The 24,786-nt window shown below is 44.9% G+C and carries 17 protein-coding genes; 15 read left to right on the top strand and 2 right to left on the bottom strand.

Features of this window, described 5'->3' with window-relative positions:
- Positions 1 to 17: 17 nt before the first annotated feature.
- The 8 genes from GWR56_RS09970 to GWR56_RS10005 all read left to right on the top strand — a co-directional run bounded on the left by GWR56_RS09970 (position 18) and on the right by GWR56_RS10005 (position 15,192).
- Positions 18 to 7,601 (top strand): cadherin-like beta sandwich domain-containing protein, encoded by a 7,584-nt coding sequence (locus GWR56_RS09970; protein WP_162431039.1) that lies wholly within the window; start codon positions 18 to 20, stop codon positions 7,599 to 7,601.
- Between the two features lie 407 nt (positions 7,602 to 8,008).
- Positions 8,009 to 8,854, top strand: coding sequence for a PorP/SprF family type IX secretion system membrane protein (locus tag GWR56_RS09975; RefSeq protein WP_238395347.1), 846 nt, complete (start codon positions 8,009 to 8,011; stop codon positions 8,852 to 8,854).
- Between the two features lie 138 nt (positions 8,855 to 8,992).
- Positions 8,993 to 9,658, top strand: coding sequence for a hypothetical protein (locus tag GWR56_RS09980; RefSeq protein WP_162431043.1), 666 nt, complete (start codon positions 8,993 to 8,995; stop codon positions 9,656 to 9,658).
- Between the two features lie 55 nt (positions 9,659 to 9,713).
- Positions 9,714 to 11,042, top strand: coding sequence for a hypothetical protein (locus GWR56_RS09985; RefSeq protein WP_162431045.1), 1,329 nt, complete (start codon positions 9,714 to 9,716; stop codon positions 11,040 to 11,042).
- Positions 11,027 to 11,308 carry a hypothetical protein gene (locus tag GWR56_RS09990; RefSeq protein ID WP_162431047.1) on the top strand — a complete coding sequence of 94 codons (282 nt, stop codon included), beginning with the start codon at positions 11,027 to 11,029 and terminating at the stop codon, positions 11,306 to 11,308. The genes GWR56_RS09985 and GWR56_RS09990 overlap by 16 nt, the downstream gene beginning before the upstream one ends.
- 13 nt (positions 11,309 to 11,321) lie before the next feature.
- The gene (locus tag GWR56_RS09995; RefSeq protein WP_162431049.1) at positions 11,322 to 13,412 is read left to right on the top strand and encodes a ferritin-like domain-containing protein; all 2,091 of its coding nucleotides are present in this window, start codon (positions 11,322 to 11,324) and stop codon (positions 13,410 to 13,412) included.
- Positions 13,413 to 13,430: 18 nt separating this feature from the next.
- A complete protein-coding gene (locus tag GWR56_RS10000; RefSeq protein WP_162431051.1) occupies positions 13,431 to 14,351 on the top strand; it encodes a DUF692 domain-containing protein in 921 nt (306 codons plus the stop codon).
- The gene (locus GWR56_RS10005) at positions 14,344 to 15,192 is read left to right on the top strand and encodes a putative DNA-binding domain-containing protein (RefSeq protein ID WP_162431053.1); all 849 of its coding nucleotides are present in this window, start codon (positions 14,344 to 14,346) and stop codon (positions 15,190 to 15,192) included. The genes GWR56_RS10000 and GWR56_RS10005 overlap by 8 nt, the downstream gene beginning before the upstream one ends.
- Before the next feature lie 179 nt (positions 15,193 to 15,371).
- Here GWR56_RS10005 and GWR56_RS10010 read toward each other — a convergent pair whose 3' ends face one another.
- Positions 15,372 to 15,779 (bottom strand): hypothetical protein, encoded by a 408-nt coding sequence (locus GWR56_RS10010; RefSeq protein WP_202925401.1) that lies wholly within the window; start codon positions 15,777 to 15,779, stop codon positions 15,372 to 15,374.
- A gap of 366 nt (positions 15,780 to 16,145) precedes the next feature.
- Here GWR56_RS10010 and GWR56_RS10015 point away from each other — a divergent pair, with 366 nt between their 5' ends.
- Positions 16,146 to 17,411 (top strand): tyrosine-type recombinase/integrase, encoded by a 1,266-nt coding sequence (locus tag GWR56_RS10015; RefSeq protein ID WP_162431055.1) that lies wholly within the window; start codon positions 16,146 to 16,148, stop codon positions 17,409 to 17,411.
- A gap of 189 nt (positions 17,412 to 17,600) precedes the next feature.
- Here the strand turns inward: GWR56_RS10015 and GWR56_RS10020 are convergent, their stop codons facing one another.
- Complete coding sequence (locus GWR56_RS10020; RefSeq protein WP_162431057.1) at positions 17,601 to 18,497, bottom strand: AraC family transcriptional regulator; 897 nt, start codon at positions 18,495 to 18,497, stop codon at positions 17,601 to 17,603.
- Between the two features lie 202 nt (positions 18,498 to 18,699).
- Here GWR56_RS10020 and GWR56_RS10025 point away from each other — a divergent pair, with 202 nt between their 5' ends.
- From GWR56_RS10025 to GWR56_RS10050, 6 genes are all read left to right on the top strand, one after another.
- On the top strand, positions 18,700 to 20,310 hold the full coding sequence (locus tag GWR56_RS10025; RefSeq protein WP_162431059.1) for a carboxylesterase/lipase family protein: 1,611 nt from the start codon (positions 18,700 to 18,702) through the stop codon (positions 20,308 to 20,310).
- Between the two features lie 91 nt (positions 20,311 to 20,401).
- A complete protein-coding gene (locus GWR56_RS10030) occupies positions 20,402 to 21,253 on the top strand; it encodes an aldo/keto reductase (RefSeq protein ID WP_162433171.1) in 852 nt (283 codons plus the stop codon).
- Between the two features lie 13 nt (positions 21,254 to 21,266).
- A complete protein-coding gene (locus GWR56_RS10035; protein WP_162431061.1) occupies positions 21,267 to 22,250 on the top strand; it encodes an aldo/keto reductase in 984 nt (327 codons plus the stop codon).
- Positions 22,251 to 22,296: 46 nt separating this feature from the next.
- Positions 22,297 to 22,809, top strand: a complete 513-nt coding sequence (locus GWR56_RS10040) for a nuclear transport factor 2 family protein (protein ID WP_162431063.1) — start codon at positions 22,297 to 22,299, stop codon at positions 22,807 to 22,809.
- Positions 22,810 to 22,824: 15 nt separating this feature from the next.
- Positions 22,825 to 23,952 carry an aldo/keto reductase gene (locus GWR56_RS10045; protein WP_162431065.1) on the top strand — a complete coding sequence of 376 codons (1,128 nt, stop codon included), beginning with the start codon at positions 22,825 to 22,827 and terminating at the stop codon, positions 23,950 to 23,952.
- A 15-nt stretch (positions 23,953 to 23,967) separates the two neighbouring features.
- Positions 23,968 to 24,768 (top strand): ATP/GTP-binding protein, encoded by an 801-nt coding sequence (locus GWR56_RS10050; RefSeq protein WP_162431067.1) that lies wholly within the window; start codon positions 23,968 to 23,970, stop codon positions 24,766 to 24,768.
- Positions 24,769 to 24,786 lie beyond the last annotated feature (18 nt).

A 24,786-nucleotide genomic window follows, 5' to 3' on the forward strand; every position in this document is an offset into this window, starting at 1 on the left:
ACGTTTAAAATTTTATTATGAACAAACTTTTACCCCAGTTGAAGCAATCTTTAAAGACGAGAAAGTTCTCGATCTCGATGGCATTAATGCTGTTTATTTCGCTGATTGCCACCAATGTTAGTAAAGCACAGATATATTACGTTACCAATGATGCCGCGCCCACCAGTACAGCCAGCGGTGACGCTATTGTACGTATGGGCTACGATGGATCTAGCGCTACCGTACTTGCGTCAAGCATCACTAACTCGCCCAATTTATTGCAGATAGACTATGCAAATAACAGGGCTTTTGTTTATGAAGGATATCAGCCTGATCCTATACCGAACCCTAATAATTTGGCAATTAAGGTTATAAACTTAACTAACGGAACAGTGATCAGGTCAATACCTTTAGCGGTATTGGGGCGAGCGACATCACTTAAGTACGACCCGGTAAACGATTATATATATTATGTAACAGGAGATCCGTTAAGTGCAGACGCCGCTAACGCAACATCTAACGACGCGCTGATAAGGGTAAAACCTGATGGAACTGGATCGACAATATTAGCTTCCGGATTTTGTAAAAACCCGGCCTTTTTAGCGCTTAATATAGCGAATAACGAAATATATATTTATCAAAACTTATACGCCGACCCACGAATTTACGTGCGAAACCTCTCTGGCGGCGCTGTTCGTGACTTTGGCACTACTAAACCGGCAGCGCCTTATATAGGTGTAGACATGGCTTATGATAATATTAATAATTATATTTATTACTTAACGAGTGATAATAGTGACGCCGTTTCCCCTAAAGACGCCCTTAAACGCATTAATATTGATGGTACCGGCGAAACTACTATTGCATCAAGTATTGGTGGTGGCTTAGCATACGCTATGACTGTTGATCCGGGACACAATAAAGCCTATTTTTTTGACAAAGCAACCGGAGCTAACCGTGGTATTAACTCGGTTGATTTAACCACCGGTAGCGTATCGTTAGTTAACTCCATAGCTTCACCTACACTCATTCCGGGACTTGCGGTTGCAAATCTGCCCGTTATTACCACCACCGGCATTTCAAGTTACTCGGGCTTTTCGGCTACAATGGGTGGTAGCGTAACACGCAGCGACGCAAGCGTTACAGAACGTGGCGTAGTTTACAGCAGTACTAACACTGTACCAACTATAGGCGCAAGCGGGGTTACCAAAGCTGCTAATGGTACCGGTACCGGCAGTTTTTCTGCAAGCGTATCTGGCCTTAGCGCTGCAACAACGTACTATGTAAGGGCTTACGCTACCAGCGGTGCCGGTACTGCTTATGGCGGCGTTAACTCATTTACAACATTTTCCAATGATGCTACGCTTTCCGGCCTTAGCACCAGCGCGGGTACATTAACCCCTGCCTTTTCAAGCGCTACTGTTTCATACACGGCTTCGGTATCCAACGCTACTTCAACAATTACGGTAACGCCTGCAAAAACCGATGCCAATGCATCAATAAAAGTTAATGGTACGTCTGTAAGCTCTGGTTCGGCATCGGGCGCTATCAGTTTAAATGTTGGTGACAATGTGATAACCACAGTAGTAACCGCAGCAGATGGTGCTACAACTAAAACGTACACTATAACCGTAACCCGTGCTAAAGCAGCGCAAACCATCACATTTGCATCTGCAGCTTCCAAAACCTATGGCGATGCTGATTTTGCACCCGGCGCTACGGCCAGCAGCGGTTTAACCGTTAGCTACAGCAGCGATAATGCGGCGGTGGCAACCATAGTAAGCGGGCAGATACACATTGTAGGGCAGGGCACGGCCAATATAACCGCCTCGCAAGGCGGCGATGGAAGCTATTTACCTGCCACAAATGCGGTACAAACGCTTACCGTTAACAAATCAGCGGTTACGGTTACTGCCAATGCAGGCCAAACAAAAGTTTACGGTAATGCCGACCCAACATATGCGTACACAGTTACTTCGGGTACGGTTAAAAGCGGCGATAGCTTTAGCGGCACTTTAAGCCGTACAGCCGGCGAAAACGTGGGAGCCTATCCCATTACACAAGGAACCCTTGCGCTGAGCAATAATTATACGTTAACCTTTGTTAGCAACGATTTTGCTATTACCAAGCGTGCTATTACTATAACACCTACTACACAAACCAAGGTATACGGTAATGCGGATCCTGCATCGTTTACTTATACCATAGGTGGTTTGGGACTGGCTAACGGCGATGGGATGACGGGCCTTTTCGAAAGGCCGGCCGGCGAAAATGTCGGAGTTTATACCCTGGGGATAGGTGCCAAGCACCCCGTTAATGTAAATAACGGAGCCGACCAGAGCGCTAATTATGATATTACCTTTGTAAGCAACACCTTAACTATTACCAAAAGGCCGTTAACCATTGCTCCGCTTCCGGTAACAAAAGTTTATGGCCAGTCAGATTTCGCCGTCGGTGCACCTTACGCCCTAAACGGCACATCTGTTGCCCCGGGAGAAGGTATGACCGGCAGATTTGGCAGAGATAATACTTCTGAAAATGTGGGTGTTTATGCTTTAACATTAGGTAGCAAACACCCGGTTGATGTTAATACCGGGGAGGATAGATCTTCTAATTATGACATCTCTTTTATATCTAATACCTTTACCATCACCGCTAAATCATTAGCCGTTAATGTCTATTCCCAAACAAAGACATACGGCGATGCTGACCCTACGCTTACTTATACCAGTGCGCCTTTAGAATTTTCGGATACATTTACCGGCGCATTAACACGCGAGGCAGGCGAAGATATTGGTACTTATGCTATCAACCAGGGTACATTAGCATTAAGCAGCAATTATAACATCATATTTGTTGGTGCCAATTTAACCATTGGTGCAAAAACAATAAATGTAACGGCTAACGCACAAACCAAAACTTATGGCGATGCCGACCCTGCATTAACCTACACGGCCGATGCATTGGCAGCAGGCGACAGCTTTACAGGCGGCCTTACCAGGGATGCCGGCGAAAACGCCGGAGTTTACGCTATTACTCAGGGCACACTGGCACTAAGCAGCAACTATACTTTAAATTATACAGGCGCAAATTTATCTATAAATAAGGGTACCTTAACTTACGTGGCAACACCCGCAAGCCGCCCATATCAAAACCCCGACCCAACCTTTACCGGTACAGTAACAGGCTTTGTTAATGGCGATGATCAGGCGTCTGCAACTTCCGGCACTTTAAGCTTTTCAACTACGGCAACACAAAGCAGCCCTGTAGGAAGCTACCCCATAGCAGGGGCGGGCTTAAGCGCAGCTAACTATGATTTTGTACAGGCGGCAGCAAATAGCACCGCATTTACCATCACGGCATCTATCAACGCAACGCTTTCGGCATTAACTACCGACCAGGGTACCTTATCACCAGCGTTCAACAGTACCGATTTAAACTATAGCGCTAGTGTTGATAATACAGTAACCTCATTTAATTTTTCGGCTACAACAAGCAACCCGGATGCAACTGTTGTGGTAAACGGGCAACCCTATACATCGGGCACTACCAAAAACATAGCGCTGAACACCGGGGGTAACTATATTATTATAAACGTAACAGCGCAGGATGGTACAACAGTAAAAGGCTATTCGTTAAATATATTCAGGGCCTACTCAACCAACAATCAACTTGCAAGCCTTACTTTAAACGGTGTAACATACAGCCCCTCGTTTAATACCAATACGCTTAATTATACCGCGTCTGTTGCTAACCTTGTTGCCTCAACGGATGTAACTGCCACCGCTGCGGATAATACTGCTAAAGTGTTGGTAAATGGTTACGACCTGGCGCAAAGCAGCCCGGTTACCGTTTCATTAAATGTTGGTGAAACCGTGGTGGGGATAGTTGTTAAAGCCGAAAATGGCGACGACAGGGTATACAAGGTTATTGTAACACGCGATAAATCGGCTGATGCTACGCTGGCATCTATTGGAAACAGCAGCGTAACTTTAAACACGCCATTTATCAGTGCACTGCATAGTTATACCGCAACTGTAGCCAGCAACATCAGTTCACTCAACTTTTTACCAATCGCCTCAAGCGATAAGGCTACCATAAAAATTAATGATCAAAGTTTAAATACGGCTTTAGGTAATAACGTTAACCTGGCATTTGGCGCCAATACCATTGTTTTTGATATAACCGCGGAAGATGGCACGCATACCGGCAGCTATACCTTAAATGTTTACAGGGCGCGGTCATCAGATGCCACCCTTACTAATCTATCTTTCCCGTCTATAACATCCCTGAATGAAACGTTTGACCCCGCGGTGTATTCATACACCGCCACTGTAGCTGATTCTACCTACACAGGGATCCCGTTAACTGCTGTTTCTGCCGATGTTAATGCTGTTGTTAAAATAGACGGCACGGTAGTTCCACGTTTTCAAAATTATACGCTGCCAGTGCATGGCGGCCCAAATACCTATAAAATAGTTGTTACCTCGCAGGACACCAGTGCGGTTAAAACCTATACACTGGTACTTACACGTGCAGGTACGCCTCCGCCGGTACTTTCGCCTGTTGCCGAATTGGCGGCAATAACTATTACAGGCGGCACAGGTTTCTCCAAAAATTTCAACTTATCATATGACGAACTTACAACCGTTAACGCGCCCAACAGTGTTACTGCAGTAGCGATACTCCCGGTTTCGGCAAATTCGGTATCAACCGTGACCGTTAACGGCCAAACCGTACCTTATGATAATTTTACCGGTCAGTTGCCTTTAGCGGTTGGCGATAATACTTATACAATAATTGTGACCTCGCAGGATGGGGCAAATACCAAGACTTATACACTGCACATTAACAGGTTGCCTTATGCCGATATAACACTGGCATCGTTAACCATAAACAAGGGTACTTTGACCCCGGCGTTTGCCCCGGGCACCAAAACTTATACGGTAACTGTACCTAATATTGTAAATGAATTGACCGTTACACCGGTAGCCAGCAGTAATACCGCAACTATAGCCATAGGCGCTACTACCATTAACGCATCAACACCGTCGGCTACGGTTAGTTTACCATTTATAAACAACCCCGCAAACAGAATAAGGGTTGTGGTAACAGCTGCCGACGGCGTAAACACACAAACGTATACGTTAAATGTAACCCGCGAACTTTCAGCGGTAACGGCAGCCAGTTTTGTGTTGACACCATCATCAAAATTAGTAGCAAGTACGGGTGCTGCGAATGTAAACTATGTTACTTCTGTTGACCCTGCCACAACAAGTGTGAGCATAAAACCAACTTTAGTTGATGCAGACGGTATGGTTACCATTAATGGCAACCCTGTTACATCCGGTACGGCATCGGCACCCATAACGCTTAGCGGTACCGCAACACTTATAAACATAGTTGTAACAGCGCCTAATGGCAGCACCGTAAAAACATATGGTATCACGGTGAACCGTATGGGGTCAAACAACTCTACCATCGATTTAAAACTTACCCCTGCCTCTAAACTTATTGCAACCACAGGCACCAGCACTGTAAACTATGTAACTTCGGTAGACCCTGCTACAACAAGTGTAACGGTTACACCGGTAGCTCAAAATGCAGGTGCAGTTATTATGATAAATGGTGAGCAGGTTAACAGCGGTACACCGTCTGGCGCAATTCCGTTAAACGGAGGTACAACGGTGATCAATACGGTTGTAACCTCGCAGGATGGTACATCTGTAAAAACGTATAGTGTTACTGTAAACCGCACAGGATCAAATAATGCAATTGCAACCTTGAAAATTAACCCGTTATCTACCCTAACATTGGTTGATGGCCCAAGTACGCAAAATTACATAACATCGGTTGACCCCGGAACAACAAGTGTAACGGTTACACCAACCGCCCAAAATGCAGGTGCAACCATAACGGTTAATGGCGCTATAGTAGTAAGTGGCATGGCATCAGATCCGATTGCGCTTTCGGGAGTAAGCACAACCATTAATACCATAGTAACTGCCCAGGATGGCACAACCATTAAAACATATAGCATTACCGTTAACCGTACCGGATCAACCAACGCGTTTGCAAGTTTAAAACTCGATCCGGCTTCGCCTTTGGTAAGTGCAGATGGTCCCGGCACAGTTAATTATACAACTACGGTAACTCCTACCACCTCAAGTGTGAAGGTTACAACAGCTACACAGGAACCTAATGCAACTATAAAGGTAAATGGCGTATCTCAAATTAGCGGCGTCCCTTCGGCCCCTATACCGCTTAACGTAGGTGTCAACACTATCGAGACGGTGGTTACCGCGCAGGATGGTGTTACTGCCCGCTCGTATATAATTACAGCTACCAGGCCAAGATCAAACAACGCCATAGCCAGCCTTAAACTTACCCCGGCTTCATCATTGGTTGCTGCAACCGGCACAAGTACAGTTAATTACGCTGCTTTTGTAGCGCCATCAACTACAAGCGTGATAATTACGCCAACAGCTGAAGACGCAAACGCTACCATTAAGGTAAACGGCGTATCTGTAGTAAGCGGCAGTCCTTCTGCCCCTATAGCGCTTAACGCCGGTGCTACGCTGATCACCACCGTAGTAACTGCCGATGACGGTACCACGGTAAGGTCATACAGCATAACCGTGAACCGCACCGGTTCAAATAATGCTATTGTGAAACTGAAGCTTACACCCGCATCAACCCTTATTACAACCACGGGTGTAAGTACTGTTAATTACAATGCCATGGTAGCGCCCGATATAACCAGCGTAAATGTAACCCCGGTAGCGCAGGACCCTACAGCTACGATAACCATAAACGGGGTAAACGTGGCTACAGGTACGGCTTCGGCGGCTATTCCGCTCAATGACGGCCCTACGCTTATAAATACGGTGGTAACAGCACAAGACGGAGTTACAATAAAAACATATAGTATTACGGTATACCGTACCGGTTCAAACAATGCTATATTGTCTTCTATCAGATTAAGTCCTAACAAGCTTCTTACTGCCACCACGGGGAGCGCTACGGTTAATTACTCGGCTAATGTAGATTTTGGTACCACCAGTATTGCTGTGGTTCCCGTAGCGCAGCAAGCCGATGCCACCATAGATGTTGCGGGCGAGTTGGTAGCCAGCGGTGCAACATCAACCCCTATAGCATTAAGCGTAGGTGCTAATACTATCCTTACCACTGTTACAGCGCAGGATGGTTCAACAGTAAAAACCTATGCCATAACAGTGAACAGGGCACCCAATACCTTTATGGTTAATAAAGCTGATAGCAAGCTGCTGTTTGCCAATAATTCAGGTAATAACCTGACGCTGGCAGATGATGACGGAGTTGTAGTGCACCAGGGTGTATCACCAAATGGTGATGGCTCAAATGATTTCCTTTACATTGAAGGTATCGATGCTTATGCAGGCAACAAGCTTTCTATCATGAACACCAGCGGCAGCCTGGTATTCCAGGCCAGCAATTACGGTAAGGACGGCAATAACGTTTTTGATGGGCACTCAAATAAAACCGGTGCGCAGCTTAAACCGGGCACTTACTACTATAGTCTGGAGTATAAAGTTGGAAACGACAATAAACGCAAAACAGGCTATATCATACTGAAGTATTAAACAGCTTTTACACAAAATTTAAAGCCCCCTGCTGTACAGCAGGGGGCTTGTGTTTTCAAAGTTTTCTTAAGTTTTTTACCCTGTTTTTGGAAATAAATAAGCTGTTTTTACCCTATAGTACCATTGATTTTTAACACAGATTTGTAACAGGGGAACAACAGCATTAAGCCATTTAAGTTGGACATTAAATGCCATTAATATTGTAAATTGCCTGCAAATAATTGCCCTGATCAAGACCATTGTGAGAGGTGGAAACCTGAGCGCAGGATTTTTAAAGTAACCCTATTTTAAACAGATTAACAAAACGACAAGTGGCCCGAAAAACCTTAAGCATGTGTATCAACGCTTACAAAAAGCAACTTTTATTTATTTTATGCTTAACACTGCTTGCTGGGGGAAACAGGCTTATGGCACAGCAGCAGATATACGCCTACAGCCAATATGCCGATAATTTAACACCCATAAACCCTGCATACTCCTTATTGGATAAGGCAGGCAGCGTAAGCCTGATGGGGCGCAAGCAATTCATAGGGGTAGAAGGCGCCCCCACCAGTTTGTTGTTCAGTGGCAGCCTGCCGGTAGAGTCGATAGGCGGGGCGGCAGGGATATACGTGCTAAACGACCAGGTAGCAGTAGAAAAGCAATTGGAAGTGAACGCTTTTTTTGCCAAAGCTGTACAGCTATCTGCAAACGATTACCTTGCGGTATCGTTAAATGCCGGTGTGCGGAACTATACTGCCGATTATTCGTCTCTTGACGCTTATGACCCGCAGTTTAGGGATGATGTGCGCGAAACAAAGCCAAATATTGGTTTTGGGGTGATGTTTTACAGCAGTAAATACTATATCGGCGTATCTGTACCAGAACTTACCATTCGTAGCCTGGGCACCGCATCTGTGCAGGACGCCAACTATCTGAAAAATCACTATTACTTTTCGGGCGCATACCTTGCCGACTTAAGCGAGGACATCAAGTTTAAACCATCAACCCTGGTATCATTTGTAAATGGGGATAATATGCTGGCCGATTTTACAGGCACCATTTATTTAAAAGAACAGCTTGGCCTGGGTGCGGGGTATCGCACCAATAAAAGGGCTTCAGGCATTATATCTGTAAATACAGATACGTTTAAAGTAGGGTATAGCTACCAGTTTGGCGTATCATCAGGCAACCTTGGCGGCTTTAATACGGCCATACACGAGGTTAGTTTGAGCTACCGGTTTGGTAAAACCGCCGAGCGAAAGCTGTTATAATACAATATCTATTGCTGTAATTTTTACGGCATTGGGATGCGATAGGTGTACACGCAATTTCGATTTATGGTAACTCATAATATAAAGGCGGATACCGAAAAGCCTTAACAGAGTAGGTAAAACCCTAACCTTAATAAAATGGCCTCACCTATCACAAGTATCCCCGCTGCAGAACAGCAGCACATGCTTTTTCTGTTTTTGCCGCTGAAAAGTAAAGCGTCAACAGAAGTAGCAAAATCAATTGCAAGCCTCAATGCCGAAATAAAAGGCAACGCTGATCTGCGTGCCGCTACCGGCGTGCATTTTTTTATGATCTATCACCTGGAAGACGGCAAAAAACCGCAACCCGGGCTGCCTGTAACCAGTTTCCAGACCATGCCCGGCAAAGATCTGCTGGTAGTGCAATCTATCTACGATGCCGATTTTGCCCCATACATCGAATCGTTTGTAACCAACCCCATTATAGCCATCGGTTTAAACGGAATTGTAAACGCCATGGACGAGACGGGTATTATGGACCCTAACGACCCAACTTCGGCCGCTTTTATTAAGAACAATGGTGGTGTGGCCGCTAATCCGGATGGGTTTAATTGCCTGCTTATGCGGTATAACTTTGGCGACCCAACCCTGCCGGCAATGGCAAAAATACCTATACCAAGTAAAGCTAAGTATGTATTCAGCGGCACTTTCCCGGGCCTTACCGTTGGTAAGATACTGCAAAATTATACCGATGCCGAAACACTATGGCCTGCAACGCCCGTCGATATACATTTCGAGCCATCGACACCGCCGCCTGCGTGCTAATTCATCATCCAGATCCCCGCGAAAGCGGGGATATTTAACTTATTAAAACATACCAATGAGTGCATACCTGAATGATGTAGCCGATAGGGAAGCTCCTGTACCACAATTTGATGACATCCAGGGGCTGATATTGCGCGGATATAACTTTGACTATATCCGTTACCTTATTTTCACCATTGATGCCAATAATATCGACGGCGCGCGCGAATTGATAGGTAAGCTGTTGCCCGGCAGTAATTCGCTTTTGAACATTACTACCGCGGCACCATGGCCCGATGATGATAAGCCACCATATTGCCTCAATATCGGCGTTACAAGCTTTGGGCTAAAGTTGTTGCTTGATAAAACAGATTATACCAAAGTAAAAAATGCCAGTTTCCCCTTGTTTAGTTTATACGATGGCGGCGCCGCAACCAATGCCGGACAAGTAGGCGACACCGACGATAGTGCACCGCAAAAATGGTGGAAACGATCAGGCGGGTGGCAATTACCTGCCGACCCGAAGCCGGATGGCTCTGACCTGCATATCCAGCTAACTATTTATACCCAAAGCGAGGGTGAACGCAACACCTGCTATGATAAGCTGATGGGTATGATACCCGTAAAAAATAACGTGCCTGCCCTAACATTAGCCTTCTTAAAAGATTCGAATCCGCTTTTGACGGGTATAAACTATATCCATTTTGGGTATAAGGATAGCTTTTCGCAGCCAAGGTTAAGCAAGGTGCCCTGGAACACAAAGCAGCAGCGTTTGCTTAAAGAAGGCGTAAGTACTATTGACGACCGGCCTATTGTACCGCCTTACCAGTTCGTTATCCAAAAAAAATATACGGATGATAAAGGGAATTTGGTGCCTAATTATTATGCCCACCCATTGATCCTGAACGGCAGTTTCGCCGCCTTCAGGTTGCTTTACCAGGACGTGAAGGCCTTTAACGCGTTCATAAATAAAACGCCGGGTGTTGATCCGGCCCTGGTTGCAGCAAAAATGTGCGGCCGTTGGTTTGACGGTACGCCGCTGGTGGTATCGCCCAACGGGCCTAACGCCGGACTGAAGGATTTTGACTACACCAATTTTAATTATATTGAGCCAACCACTAACCAGCAGGGGGTTAGGAAAAACGACTCGCTTGGGCAGCTTTGTCCTTACGCGTCGCATATCCGTCGCACCAATCCGCGCGACGATGCGGCGGTAGTTGGTAACCAAAACAACCCTGATGGTTCGTTAAACTACGCATCAACCCGCCGTATTATGCGGCGCGCAGGTGCCTACGGGCCCGATTATGAACCAAACGAGCCAGACGGCATACAACGCGGTTTGGTAGGCTTGTTCATTTGTGCCAACCTGCAAGCCAGTTCCAGTTTATTATGCAAAGCTGGATAACGCGTAACGGTTTCCGTACCACAGATGCCAGCCCTAACGGCAGCGGTTTCGACCCATTGTTTGGCCCGCCTAATAATAAGATCGACGCTTACAATGAGTTTGCTTACCTGCCCGAAGGCCCTACCACACAGCCTTATAAGCAGATAGAAGGACTGGAACGGTTTATCCGCACCGATGGCAGTCTATTCTTATTCTTGCCGGGTATTGCGGCGTTAAAATGTCTCTCGCAGGGCATCGTACCACCAACCCCGAAACCAACCCTATAAATACCTTATTAAAATGGAACCAACACTTTTATTTACTGACGATGACCGGTTGAAGAACCGACCGGTATCAAAAAAAGACATCGACGAAAAGGCCCTGCACGCGCTTGTGCAATCGGCCGTAAATGTCGAATTATTCACCATCCCCCTGTACATGACCTCGCTTTACTCGTTAAAGGGAATGCACGAGATAAACAGCAAGGGAAGCAACTTTTATGAAGGCCGCACATGGCCGGGTATGGCAGCATCCGCGCATCCAAAAACCGCCAATGAAAACGCCTTTAACGCCGTATTTAGCGTATTTGTGGCCGAAATGCTGCACCTGCAGATCATATCCAACATTGCCAATGTGGTTGGTTACGAACCAAAATTTACCTGCGAACCCTTGCAGGACGAGAAAACGTTCGCCTGGAAATGCTACTCGCCCGATTCATCGGTCCTGCCCGGTATCCTTGATTTTAAAGATACCGTTAAGAACAAAAATGTAAAGGTAAAACTGGGGCCGATGGATGCCGACCAGTGCCAGCTATTTTTGGCTATTGAGCAAACTGAGAAGGACGCTATGAAAGATTTTGAACCGGATAGGAAACACATATATGAAGAGGTAGCGCCCTACGATAACTGGCAGGAAGGCCAGCCTTTACCGCCATTTGGGTCGATAGGCAACATGTACAAGCAAATTTGGAATTACCTGTCTATCCGTTATACCGATGGTGTGACTTTATGGGATATCGTTTTCAAAAAAGGACTGGAAAAAGCCAAAGAAAAATCTACCAAAAGCGGTAGTAACGAATTGATCAGGACGGCTTTGCAAAGAGAGGTTTTCAATCCCGACAGGCTTAACCCCGACTACGCGACAAAGAAACCTGAAGACTGGCCAAACGATGAATACCCGTTGATGCCAACCAGTATTGAGCATACCGAAACTGTAAAAGCCCAGTATGATGTGCTGAATATGATAAACGGTATTACCGACCAGGGCGAAGGTGGCGGTGTTATTGAAGAGATATTGCTGCGTGTAAGCAAAAGCCGTATGTTACAAACACCTTTAACTTTAAAATCGGTTAAAGACCAGTTCAGGCCAAGCTGTCCGGTGCTTCGCAATAAGTACCCATCGTACAATGCCACCGGTGGCCAGGTTGATTCGGCTAAGGCCGAGGCTCGCGGCCATTTTGGCGGTATGGATCATTTTGAAACCTTCAAGTATGTGCAAAAGCTTGTGCAAAGCGGCGAGATCGAGACATGGGACCAATGGCACGCAAAGGGTAATAAATGGACAGCCGAACTGCTGCAAACGGCCGCATATAATCCGGACCTGTATCCGAAATTGCCAAAATCAGACGAGATAGCGCAGGCGCTGAATAATTTGAAACTGAACGATGCCGAGGGCAAAAATTATGAATTGTTTAGCCGGGCATCAACAGGGGCAATTGCGGGTGTTACCCGGGTACTCAACGATTATTTTCAGAACCCTGCTACAGCGTTCCCATACCCTTCAATGGGAGGCTCGGGCGACAGGATGTCTATCTGCTGGGCTATATTCGGTAAAATACCAAATATAGCTTTAGGCGTTACCCCTGAAGGCGCCCCGCCAATAGATCGTAAAAACCATATATATCATGCCTGCCAGGGACTTAACCTGGATGAAAGCTTCCGGGAAGACCCGGCAAGTTGCGCGCAAGTGGGTATGTTCCATACCTGCAAGGGCTCTAACGAGTGCAAAGGCGAAGGGGGCTGCGGCTTTGTACATTCGGCCGGTAGCGGCGGCAGCGGCTGCGGGGGTTCTACCGCTAAAAATCCGCCGCCGTTCAGTCCGCCTTCTGATAATGCCTGTGGTGCGTTAGGCGGATGCGCTGTGCCGATATCGGCATCGCAAATGTATCCCGACCTGCCGGAAGGGACGGCATATGAAATGCAGATGTACAATTTTGGACCTGCGCCGGCGTATACCCCCGAAGCTTTAGCTACTTTTAATTATGCCAAAGGCGATCTGATATATGATGTAGCCTGGGCCACTTATGCCGAAGTAATGAAAAAACGCGGGGTAACCGTTGGGGATAAGCCTAAACCAAGCGATATTCGTATAGCGTTGCCGCCTTCAACCTAAATAATAATTTGTCGTAAAATGAGTATATCAATTACCCCACGCCTGGGCCTTCCCAATCTGGGCCTTGGCGTGGGTTTACGCAACAAACACTTTAATTACCTGCTGCATAACCCGGCGGGGGTGGATTGGTTCGAGATCATCAGCGAGAACTTTATGGATGATTTTGGGTTTGCCAGCCACGTTTTAATGCATGTACGCAGGCAGGTGCCGGTTGTTATGCATGGAGTGTCATTATCTGTTGGCAGTACTGATCCAATCAATTATACCTACCTGCAAAAGTTAAAAGAGCTTGCAGCCAAAGTTGAGCCCGAATGGATATCTGACCATTTATGCTGGACAGGCGTTGCCTATACCAACACGCACGATTTGCTGCCCATGCCCATGACCGAAGAAAGCCTTGCGCATGTGGCGGACCGTGTGCTGAAGATACAGGATTACCTGCAACGCCCGCTGATATTGGAAAACCCATCAACTTACCTGCAATTTAAGGCATCAACTATGCCCGAGTGGGAATTTCTGTCTGCCCTGGCTAAACAAACAGGTTGCGGTTTGCTGCTTGATGTAAACAATGTTTTTGTATCGGCGCATAACCACGGCTACGACGCGGCAAATTACATTAACAGCCTGCCGCATGAACATATTGTACAAATGCACATTGCCGGCCCTACTGATTGCGGCGCTTTACTGGTAGATACCCACGACCAGCCGGTACCATCAGAGGTTTGGGGGCTATATGCGCAAGCGCAGGCCATTACCGGCGGCGTAAGCACTTTACTGGAGTGGGATGCACAGATACCCGAATACCCCGAATTACTTGACGAACTTTTTAAGGCACGCGAAGTGTTAAAAGGAAATATCCCCCAAACGGCTATTCACCAAACGCCGGATATGCCCGTATCAAACCCTGTCGATTTTCAATTACAAGCATCAAATGGTTAAACAGGATACCGCTTTACTGCAAAACTGGTTGCGTACTGTTGTGATGGCGCCCGGGTATCTTACGCAAAAAATTGGGCTGGCAAACAGGCTTTACCGAGTGCACGAAGGCGATGTGGTGGCCGAAGAGGGGGAAGCATCAGTGCATGCGCGGTTAAATGTTTATAGTTCGGGGTATATGCTCAGGCTGCTGGATTGCATGTATGCCGACTATGCCATCAGTAAAAAGTTTATGGGTGATGAATTATTTGATCAGTTCGCGAAGGCATACCTGATGTATCATCCGTCTACATCGTTCACCTTATATGACCTTGGTAAGTACTTTCCTGATTTTTTAGATAAAACCAAACCACAACTCCCCGAAGGTGAAGACGGAAGCTGCTATGATATCCCGGCTGCTTTGGCGCGGGTAGAACGCGCGCGGCAGGTGGCCATGCGCGCGCCGGGTACAGAGGACCACGCAACAAATAAAACCCAGGTAGATCTGCAGGGCACGCTTTTCGGTACATTAAACATCAGCGTACCCGGGTGCCTGCAATTATTGGAACTCGAGTTCCCGATGAAAGCTTTTTTTGAGGCTGTTTATCGTGATGAAGCATACGAACTTCCGCCACCGAAAAAAACTTTTATGGCCGTCAGCCGAAAAAATTATCATATTGTTTTGGAAGAGATAACTGAAACACAATACCTGTTACTGAATGAATGCCGCAACCATACTACCTTTTACGAAGCCATAAGCGCCGTGAGCATAAGCCAGGCCGTGCCAACTTCCGACCTGATGACCGACGCCTGCCTGTGGCTGCCCTACTTCCGTAAATGCGGGTTTATCGAGGTGGTGGACTAACTTTTGAATGGTAAGCGGATGATCGTTAAAGTAATTGTCTTTTCAAAAGGAATTTAGCAACTGACGCTAATCACGAAGAGAGATTCGAAACTGTAAATCGCGGTTTCATAAAAAGGGTTTTACAATGGCACCAATGGCGATTGCATCGCGTTGGTAAATGGGTAAAGTTCAAATCGACTTTATCGCGCAGTATGGTCGCCGAAGTATTTCAATACTCTGTCAATCTTTCTCTTATTTTGTTGTTGCAATAAAGATGGATATAAATTCATCACTGCATTTACTGTCATAATGGTTATTCCGAATAGCCAGTCGGATTTATAGAATTTCACCGAAGCAAAAACCGCCACAAAAACAAATCCTATTAAATGGTCTATTTCTGCACTGGTCATCTCGTCCCTCAGCTTGCGCAACCCGGTTCTTTCAGTTGCTTTCAGTTTTTGATTGAGGAACTTAAATGGTGTGTTCAGTACGATCCACCTGACAATGCCCACACCGATCCATTTATTCCGTTTGTCGTTTTTTATGAAATTTAAGTCGGATAATTTATTGTAAAGTGATGTCTTTTTCAGAATGGCATTAATGACCATCCCAACAATAAAAGAAATGAATGTTATAGCAATACTGAATGATATATACTTATAGGCCATAGGTCTGGTCATCAAAAAAAAACAGGCACTTATGGTGTTTCATAAGTGCCTGTTAGTCAAAGTGGAGAATATCGGAGTCGAACCGATGACCTCTTGCATGCCATACGAAAATTGGAGAACACAAAATAATTTCAAATCACTTCAAATCTCTGTAAATCAGTATTTTAATTAAATTTATTTACTAAATTATTTGGCATTTTAAGTGATTTATCACTACTTTTGTTTTATCACAGTTTTATCACAGAGGTAAAAGGTAAAGCTGTAGCATCCATTTTTGCATGCAACCAAAACTGAAGAAATTATGTTGTGGACATACTATTAAAACCAATCCTTTGGACTTACAGAGTAATCATTGATGATGATAAAAATTATGTAATCGGTGAACACGAGGTGCGTATAAGAATGACGCAGAACCGTGTTCCCAAATATATCACTACGACTTTCAGTAGTTCTCCTGAACACTGGGATGACAAAAACGGTGCGCCGTTAATCACTCACCCTAAATATTTGGAATTATCTGCCAAGATCAAAAAGATTGTGGAGGATATTGAATTTGAAATTAAAACGGCAGAGAAGAACGGGCGAACTATTACTCACACTGAGATTAAGGCAAATCTTAGTAATCAAATAAAACAATCGGCAGTACCCGAGAAGCCAAATAAAATATTAGCCTACATTCAATCAATTATTGATTACTATGATTCTGTAAATAACCCTGGCTATGCCAATGTTTTTTACAATAACAAGCTGACTGTTAAAAAGCTTCTCAATAATAAGGACAAGATGTTTTTGGCATTTACCAAGGCGGACCACGAAGCCTACGAAAAGCAGATTTCTGGAACCACAGAGGCTACAAGAAGCCATTATTTGCGAACCTATTACCGCATATGGAACTTGGCTATTGCAGATGGTCTATGTAATAAAGAACATCACCCCAAAAAGTATATACAGTTTAAGGCGTATAAGAGGATCAGGACAAAGAAGCGTTCCATTAAATCGGATTACTGGGAGCGAATCCTGAAGCTTAAACCCGCGAAAGATACCCGAATATACCGCTCTCATTTATTGATGCAGTTTATGTATTACGCGAGGGGCATGAATTTCAATGACATGCTTAAGCTAAAAAAAGAAGATTTTGTTAATAATGGAATTGCCTATAAGCGGTCAAAAAATAAAAGAAATTATGACTTCGAGCTACATCCTTCAGCGGTAAAAATCATTAAAATATTCGAGGTTTTCCCGGAGCAATCTGATGCTGGATATATATTTCCGTTTATCATGAAAGAGCATGATACCGCTAAAAAGATAGATGTCAGGATTGATTCAGCCCTTAAAGATTTTAACGAAGATTCCAAAGCTATGGCAGAGGCTGTGGGCTGGAAAAAACAGTTTACCTCTAATGCCTTAAGGCATGGTTTTGCTAGCCACCTTAACGAGGCTAATGTAGATATTAAAATTATACAGGAAGCAATGGGGCACGAAACCCAGGCTGATACGCGTATATATTTGGCGGATATAGAGGATAGTATTATAACGGAAGCGATAAATTCAGCGCTTAAAAAGGTTGGATAAAAGATTTAATTGAAAGGTCACTAGTTCGACTCCATTGTCGGGTATTAATAAATTTAATAGAATGAAAGCGCAGCTAAAGACTGCGCTTTCCTCAATTGTTATAATATCAGTAGAATTATGGTTGTATCCTTATTTAATCAGGCAGAGAATTCATTTGTTTACCGATCCTATTGGCAAAAATTATCAAACCTAATTTAGGCTGCGATATTCATTGGGAGTTTGCCCTACCCGCTTTTTAAATACCCTTGCAAAATGCTGCGGATATTTAAACCCCAATTCGCCGGCAATCTGGTTGATGGTTTTACTTCCGTCAAAAATTTTCTCTTTGGCAACATCGATCAATTTCGCTTGTATGTATTCTTGCGCTGTCTTTCCTGTCTCTTTTTTCACAAGGTCTCCAAAGTAATTGGATGATAGGTTCAGTTGTTCAGCGCAATAGTTTACAGACGGGAGGCCAACTGTTTCCGGTTTTTCCGATTCAAAATAATCATTCAGAAGTTGCTCGAACCGTTCAAGGATACCTTGGTGGACATTATCACGGGTGATGAATTGCCTGTCGTAAAAACGCACGCTGTAATCCAGGAACAATTCAATATTAGAGACGATCAATCGTTTACTATGTTTGTCAACACCCCGGTCTAATTCATAATCTATCTTCGAAAAACAATCAACTACAAGGTTTCTTTCGCGTTCGGACAGATGCAATGCTTCATTTGACTGATAACCGAAAAATGTAAATTCCTGGATGCGCCTGCCCAGCGTTGTGCCGTGTATCAGGTCAGGGTGAAATGCGAGTACGTGGCCTTTGGGCTGATAAAAGTCGCTATTTCCGTTCGAGCCGGCTATCTGACCGGGTGCCAGAAAAACCAAAGTTCCTTCCTGATAATCATAAGTATCGCGACCATAGACCAAATCCCCACACTTGACATCTTTCAAAAATATTATGTAAAATCCAAAATACATCCGTGATAACTGCCTCGGATCAGCTTTCGACAGGTCTACTACTGTTACAAGCGGATGCTTTGTCTCATTATTGTTAAAGGCATTGTATTCACTGATCGTATTAAAGCGGCGCATTTGTTCCATCACGAATTATTTAATTATCCGAATTTACATCATTTATCGGTCTCCTATTGATAAGCGGCTTCAAATCAGTAATAATGGTAGAAACATCCGTAATATGTATCCTATCATCATCAATAATACCTTGCACATTTGTATAGCTATCAATGTGTAAACCAGGACTTGAACGCCCCATTCAAGTACCTAAAATCATAAATCATCAACCATGAGGAAAATCTTATTAGGTCTTACTTTACTTATCGCTTGCTCCGCAAAGGCTCAACAAACATCAGGATCGCCATTTCCGACAGTAAAGACGCAATCCGGCACGCTAAAAGGATCAACAGATGGAAATGTATCCAGTTTTAAAGGCGTTCCGTTTGCAGCTGCTCCGGTTGGCGCTTTACGCTGGCGGGCACCGCAACCATTTCCGGCATGGAAAGGCGAACGTGACGCCACCAAATATGGGGCAGACTGCGCGCAAATGGGATGGCCGCGTAACGGTACGGAAATATCAAAAACATCATCCGAAGATTGCTTATTCCTGAATGTGTGGAAACCGGCAAGCGCCGCATCCGGCGCTAAACTTCCGGTAATGGTTTGGATTCATGGCGGAGGCTTTGTTGCAGGTAGCGGAAATCAGGGTGATTTTAGCGGTGCTTCCTTTACCGATAAAGGCGTATTGCTGGTAACAATCAATTACCGCCTTGGCCGTCTTGGTTTCTTTGCGTTTCCGGCTTTAAGCAAGGAACACTCTGAAGAAGCAAAAGGCAATTACGCTTACATGGATCAAATCGCCGCCCTAAAATGGATCAAACAGAATATCGCTGCCTTTGGCGGCGATCCGAGCAACGTAACGATATTCGGGGAATCTGCCGGTGGTGTATCTGTTCAGTCGCTTTTAACTATTCCAAGTTCCAAAGGATTGTTTCAAAAAGCGATTGTTGAATCAGGTGGTGGCCGGGACGGCGTATTGACCGGTCGTCCTATCAATAAAGAAAACGCCGATGCCCACTATCGGGTATCCGCAGAAACTATGGGCGTCAACTTCGCAAAAAAGCATGGCATCCAGGGAACAGATGCTGCAGCACTGGAAAAACTTAGGGCATTAAGCGTGTCCGAAATAGTTGATGGCGGGCAGGAAACGGATGGCCGCGGCGGCGCACCAATCTATTCAGGACCTATACTGGATGGTAAACTGGTAACGGAAACCGCCCAAAGCGCCTATAATGCAGGCAGGGCACCAAAAATCCCGTTAATGATCGGTTCAAACAGTGCGGAAGTACCTGCGGGCTTTGTTAATGCCAGCTCTAAAGATTCATTACTGGCGCTTTTTGGAAACATGAAAACCGAAGCAAAAACCGTTTATGACGCTGATGGAAACACTGAATTCCCCAAGATGCTTTCATTTGTTAACACAGACAAGGTATGGGCAGAACCTGCAAGGTTTACTGCCAGGGCCATTATCGCGAAGGGTGCACCGGCTTATATTTATCTTTTCTCCTATGTATCTCCCTCCATGCAGCAATGGATGAAATATGGAGCAGGACACGCTTCAGAGATCGCTTATGCTTTTGATAATTTGATTAGCAGAAACGGAGTGGCCATCGCATCGAAGGACAAAGAGGTGGCGAAAGCCATGAACACCTACTGGACAAATTTCGCAAAAACGGGAAACCCTAATGGTGGTGGTTTACCTAACTGGCCGGTTTATGATATGAAACGGAATGAGCTGATCGAATTCCAATCAGATGGCTCGGTTGTAGGCAAGCCTGACCCCAAAAAAGCAAGACTGGATGTGATAGAAAAGGCCGTTACATCAGGCAATCTGCACTAATCAGTAATAATGGTAGGAATACCCGTAATCCATATCCTAATATTCAGGACGATGGGTACGACCTTTGTATTGATTGATGAAAACGAAAATTATGCAAACAGTTAAATTAAATAACGGCGTTGAAATGCCGGTTTTAGGATTCGGAGTATTTCAGGTGACTGACCTGGCAGAGTGCGAAAGAAGTGTGATAGATGCCATCGAGACTGGTTACCGACTGATTGACACGGCGCAATCTTATATGAATGAAGAAGCGGTAGGCAAAGCGATCAAAAGAAGTGGCATTGCTCGGGAAGAACTATTTATTACGACCAAGCTTTGGATACAATCAAATGGCTACGAAGGAACAAAGAAAGCTTTTGAAGAGTCGCTAAGAAAGTTACAGTTAGATTACCTCGATTTGTACCTAATCCACCAACCGTTCGGTGATGTTTATGGGGAATGGCGCGCCATGGAAGAATTATATAAAGAGGGTAAAGTGAGGGCCATAGGCGTAAGCAATTTTCAGCCGGACAGGCTGATCGACCTGATCATACATAATGAAATTGTTCCTGCCGTTAACCAGGTAGAGACGCATCCTTTCCATCAGCAAATAGAGACACAGCAATTCATGACCGATAACAATGTTCAGATCGAATCATGGGGGCCTTTTGCAGAAGGCAAGAACGATATGTTCAAAAATGAATTGCTGCAATCTATCGGTGATAAATATGGTAAATCAATTGCCCAGGTAGTATTACGCTGGTTGACACAACGAGGTGTCGTAGCCATACCTAAATCAGTTCGTAAAGAACGCATGGCAGAAAATCTAAATAGCCTTGATTTCCAGTTGACCGCCGAAGAAATGGAGAAGATCAAAACGCTTGATACAAACTCCAGCAGCTTTTTTGACCACCGCGATCCAAAAATGGTAAAATGGTTAGGCGAAAGAACATTGAATAACTAAGTACAAAAGACGCATGAAAAAGAGACAATTGGGAAATAGTGGACTGGAAGTTTCAGCCCTTGGTTTAGGTTGTATGGGTTTAAGCTTCGGCTACGGACCGGCTACAGAAAAACAGGAAGCTATTATGTTAATACGTTCAGCGTTTGAACGCGGAGTGACTTTTTTCGATACTGCCGAAGCTTACGGGCCATTCACAAATGAAGATTTATTAGGTGAAGCGTTAGCGCCTTTTCGCGATGAGGTGGTGATTGCAACCAAATTTGGATTTAAAGATGGCAAACCGCCGCTTGGTTTGGACAGTCGTCCGGAGCATATCCGTGAGGTTGCCGAAGCTTCATTGATACGTCTGCGTACAGACCGTATAGACTTATTCTATCAGCACCGGGTAGATCCGAAAGTACCTATGGAAGATGTGGCCGGAACGGTTAAAGAGCTGATCGCTGAAGGAAAAGTTAAGCACTTTGGCCTTTCTGAAGCTGGTGTTAATGCTATTCGTAAAGCACATGCAGTTCAACCGATAGCTGCTTTGCAAAGCGAATATTCTTTATGGTGGAGAGAACCGGAACAGGAAATTTTGCCGACACTGGAGGAACTTGGTATCGGTTTCGTGCCGTTCAGCCCCTTGGGTAAAGGTTTTTTAACCGGTTCAATAAACGAGAACACTACTTTCGATAAAAGCGACTACAGGAATTCCGTTCCACGTTTTTCTGAAGAAAACCGGAAAGCCAACCAGGCATTAGTTGATGTACTTGGACAAATTGCTGCTGAGAAGAACGCGACACCTGCCCAGATAGCCCTGGCGTGGTTGCTTTCACAAAAGCCGTGGATAGTGCCAATACCAGGTACAACCAAATTGCACCGCCTGGAAGAAAATACGGGTGCTGCTGATATCGAATTATCCGAACAAGACCTGCACTCCATTCACGAAGGCCTGTCTCATATCGAAATACAGGGTCATCGTTATTCAGAACAGGGGCAGAAAATGGTTAATCGTTAAATATTCAAAATCAATATTATAACTGAAATACATAAAATTCAAAAACATGAAAGCAATCATTATCGGACTGTTCCTGTGCGTAGCCAGTGTGCAGCTATCAAATGCCCAGGCAAAACTACCAAGTGCAGCGACTACAACCGCAACTAAGGAAGAACAGGAAATCCTTGATCTATCCAAAACAAAATGGACCTGGATGGCAGATAAAAACGTAGAGTCATTAAACGGATTGTTTGCCGAGAACTGTGTGTTTGTTCACATGGGTGGAAGCTGGGGCAAGACCCAGGAACTGAATACCATTAAAGGTGGCTTTATCTGGTATAAGAAAGCAGACGTATACGGCGCATCGGTAAACATCTTCGGTAACACCGCTATACTGCTAAACGATATTGATCTGCTTGCTGTGGTAGGTGGCAATGAAGTCGTGCACGCTTTTATGGTAACGGAAGTATACCTTAAAGAAAATGGCAAGTGGAAAATGGGTTCTCTTACCTTTTCAACACTGATCCGGCCTGTTAAAATGAAAACAAACATTGCACCGGCGGCACAGCCACAACATTAACAAAACTCACTATATATGAATCGTCGAAATCTTCTAAAAACGGGACTAACACTTGCTGGCGCGTCTTTGATCAGCACAAATAGTAACGCAGATACAATCGTGCCCGGCACAACAACTCTGTCTGCCGCACCTGGCAAACGAAAGCTGGGAGGCAAGCTCGAAGTATCGAGTATAGGTTTAGGGGTACAGAATATGTGGCGAACCTATCAAACAACCATACCATATCGGCCTGAAATGATCAACATCATCAGGAAAGCTTATGATAACGGTGTCACCCTTTTTGATACAGCTGAAGCTTATGGGCCGTTTGAAAGCGAGCGGATTTTGGGTGAAGCAACATCCTCTTTTCGAAACAAGATTGTGATTGAAACCAAGTACGGTTGGAATATCGATCAGAAAACGGAGAAACGATTACCTGGCTTAAATAGTAAACCCGAACATATTAAGGAGGTGGTTGAAGGGATGTTGAAACGACTTCGCACTGATCGCATCGATCTGTTATACCAGCACCGCGTTGATCCGGCAGTTCCGATAGAAGATGTTGTCGGCGCGATAAAAGATTTGATCGGCCAGGGAAAAGTGCTTCATTATGGGCTTTCTGAACCTGGTGCACAAACTGTCAGGCGGGCGCATGCCATCCATCCGGTTACCGCCATTCAAAATGAATATTCGCTTTTATGGCGCGGCCCTGAAGAAACGATCCTTCCGCTTTGCGAAGAACTCGGCATTGGTTTCGTTTGCTGGAGCCCGCTTGGTGTAGGATTTCTGAACGGCGCTATTGATGAAAACACACGATTTGCGCCCGGCGATATCAGAGGTATTGAAGAGCGGTTCTCTCCTGAGAACCTGCCCAACAATATGGCACTGGTTAGATTGATAAAGACCTGGGCGGTGAAAAAAGATGCTACACCCGGACAAATATCGCTTGCCTGGCTGCTGGCAAAAAAACCGTGGATAGTACCCATACCCGGAACCACACAGATGGCGCATATGCTGGAAAATACCGGTGCCGCTAATGTGAAATTTTCCGCTGATGAATTAAAGCAGTTCAATCAGGAGTTAGAAGGCATAACCATCAAAGGATTGCGCCTGCCACAAGCGGTTTTAAATTTCTCTAACGTAGAAGCTCCACCTAAGCAATAAACCTAAAATCATCTTATGAAAAAGCCATTGTTTTTATTCATCGCGACGCTAATGTGTTCTACAAGCTTCGCACAGCACAGCCTTGTAAAGTTATGGGAGTCAGATTCGGTTACGATTAAAGGGCCCGAATCGGCGCTTTTCGATTCCAAATCAAATTCGATTTTTGTTTCCAGCATGGGTTCCGGCTCTGTCGTTCAGCTTGATCTCAAAGGAAAAGTGATCAAATCGGATTGGGCAACAGGCCTCAACTCCAATAAAGGCTCAGCGTTTTATAAGGGAATGTTTTATACGGCAGAAACCTCCGCTGTTGCGGTCATTGATAATACAGGTAAAGTCTTAAAACGAATTCCAATTGAAGGTGCAGGGATGTTAAATGACCTGGCTGTAGATTCAAAAGGGATAGTTTATGTGAGTGATACGCGGACAGGCAAGGTACATCGGATCGAAAATGATAAACCGACAGTATATCTTGAAAATATCCCCGGCGCAAACGGTTTGCTAACAGTTAATACGGACTTATATGTCGTAGGCTCCACAACTTTTCAAAAAGTAAATGCCAACAAAGAAATGAGCAAAATTAGTGAAGGTTTTGAAAGCGGACTGGATGGAATTGTACCGATTGGTGATAAAGAGTTTATTCTCAGTAATTACAAAGGCATTTTGTATTATGTAAACGCTGATGGCACAAACCAGGTGCTGCTGGATAGCCGTGCCAATAAAATTATGGCAAACGATATCAGTTACGACAGCAAAACAAAAACGCTGTATGTTCCCTCGTTTGGCACCAACCGCATTATCGCCTATAAAGTAAATTAATTTTCAATTTCACACTAA

The sequence above is a fragment of the Mucilaginibacter sp. 14171R-50 genome (assembly GCF_010093045.1).
Lineage (GTDB): Bacteria > Bacteroidota > Bacteroidia > Sphingobacteriales > Sphingobacteriaceae > Mucilaginibacter.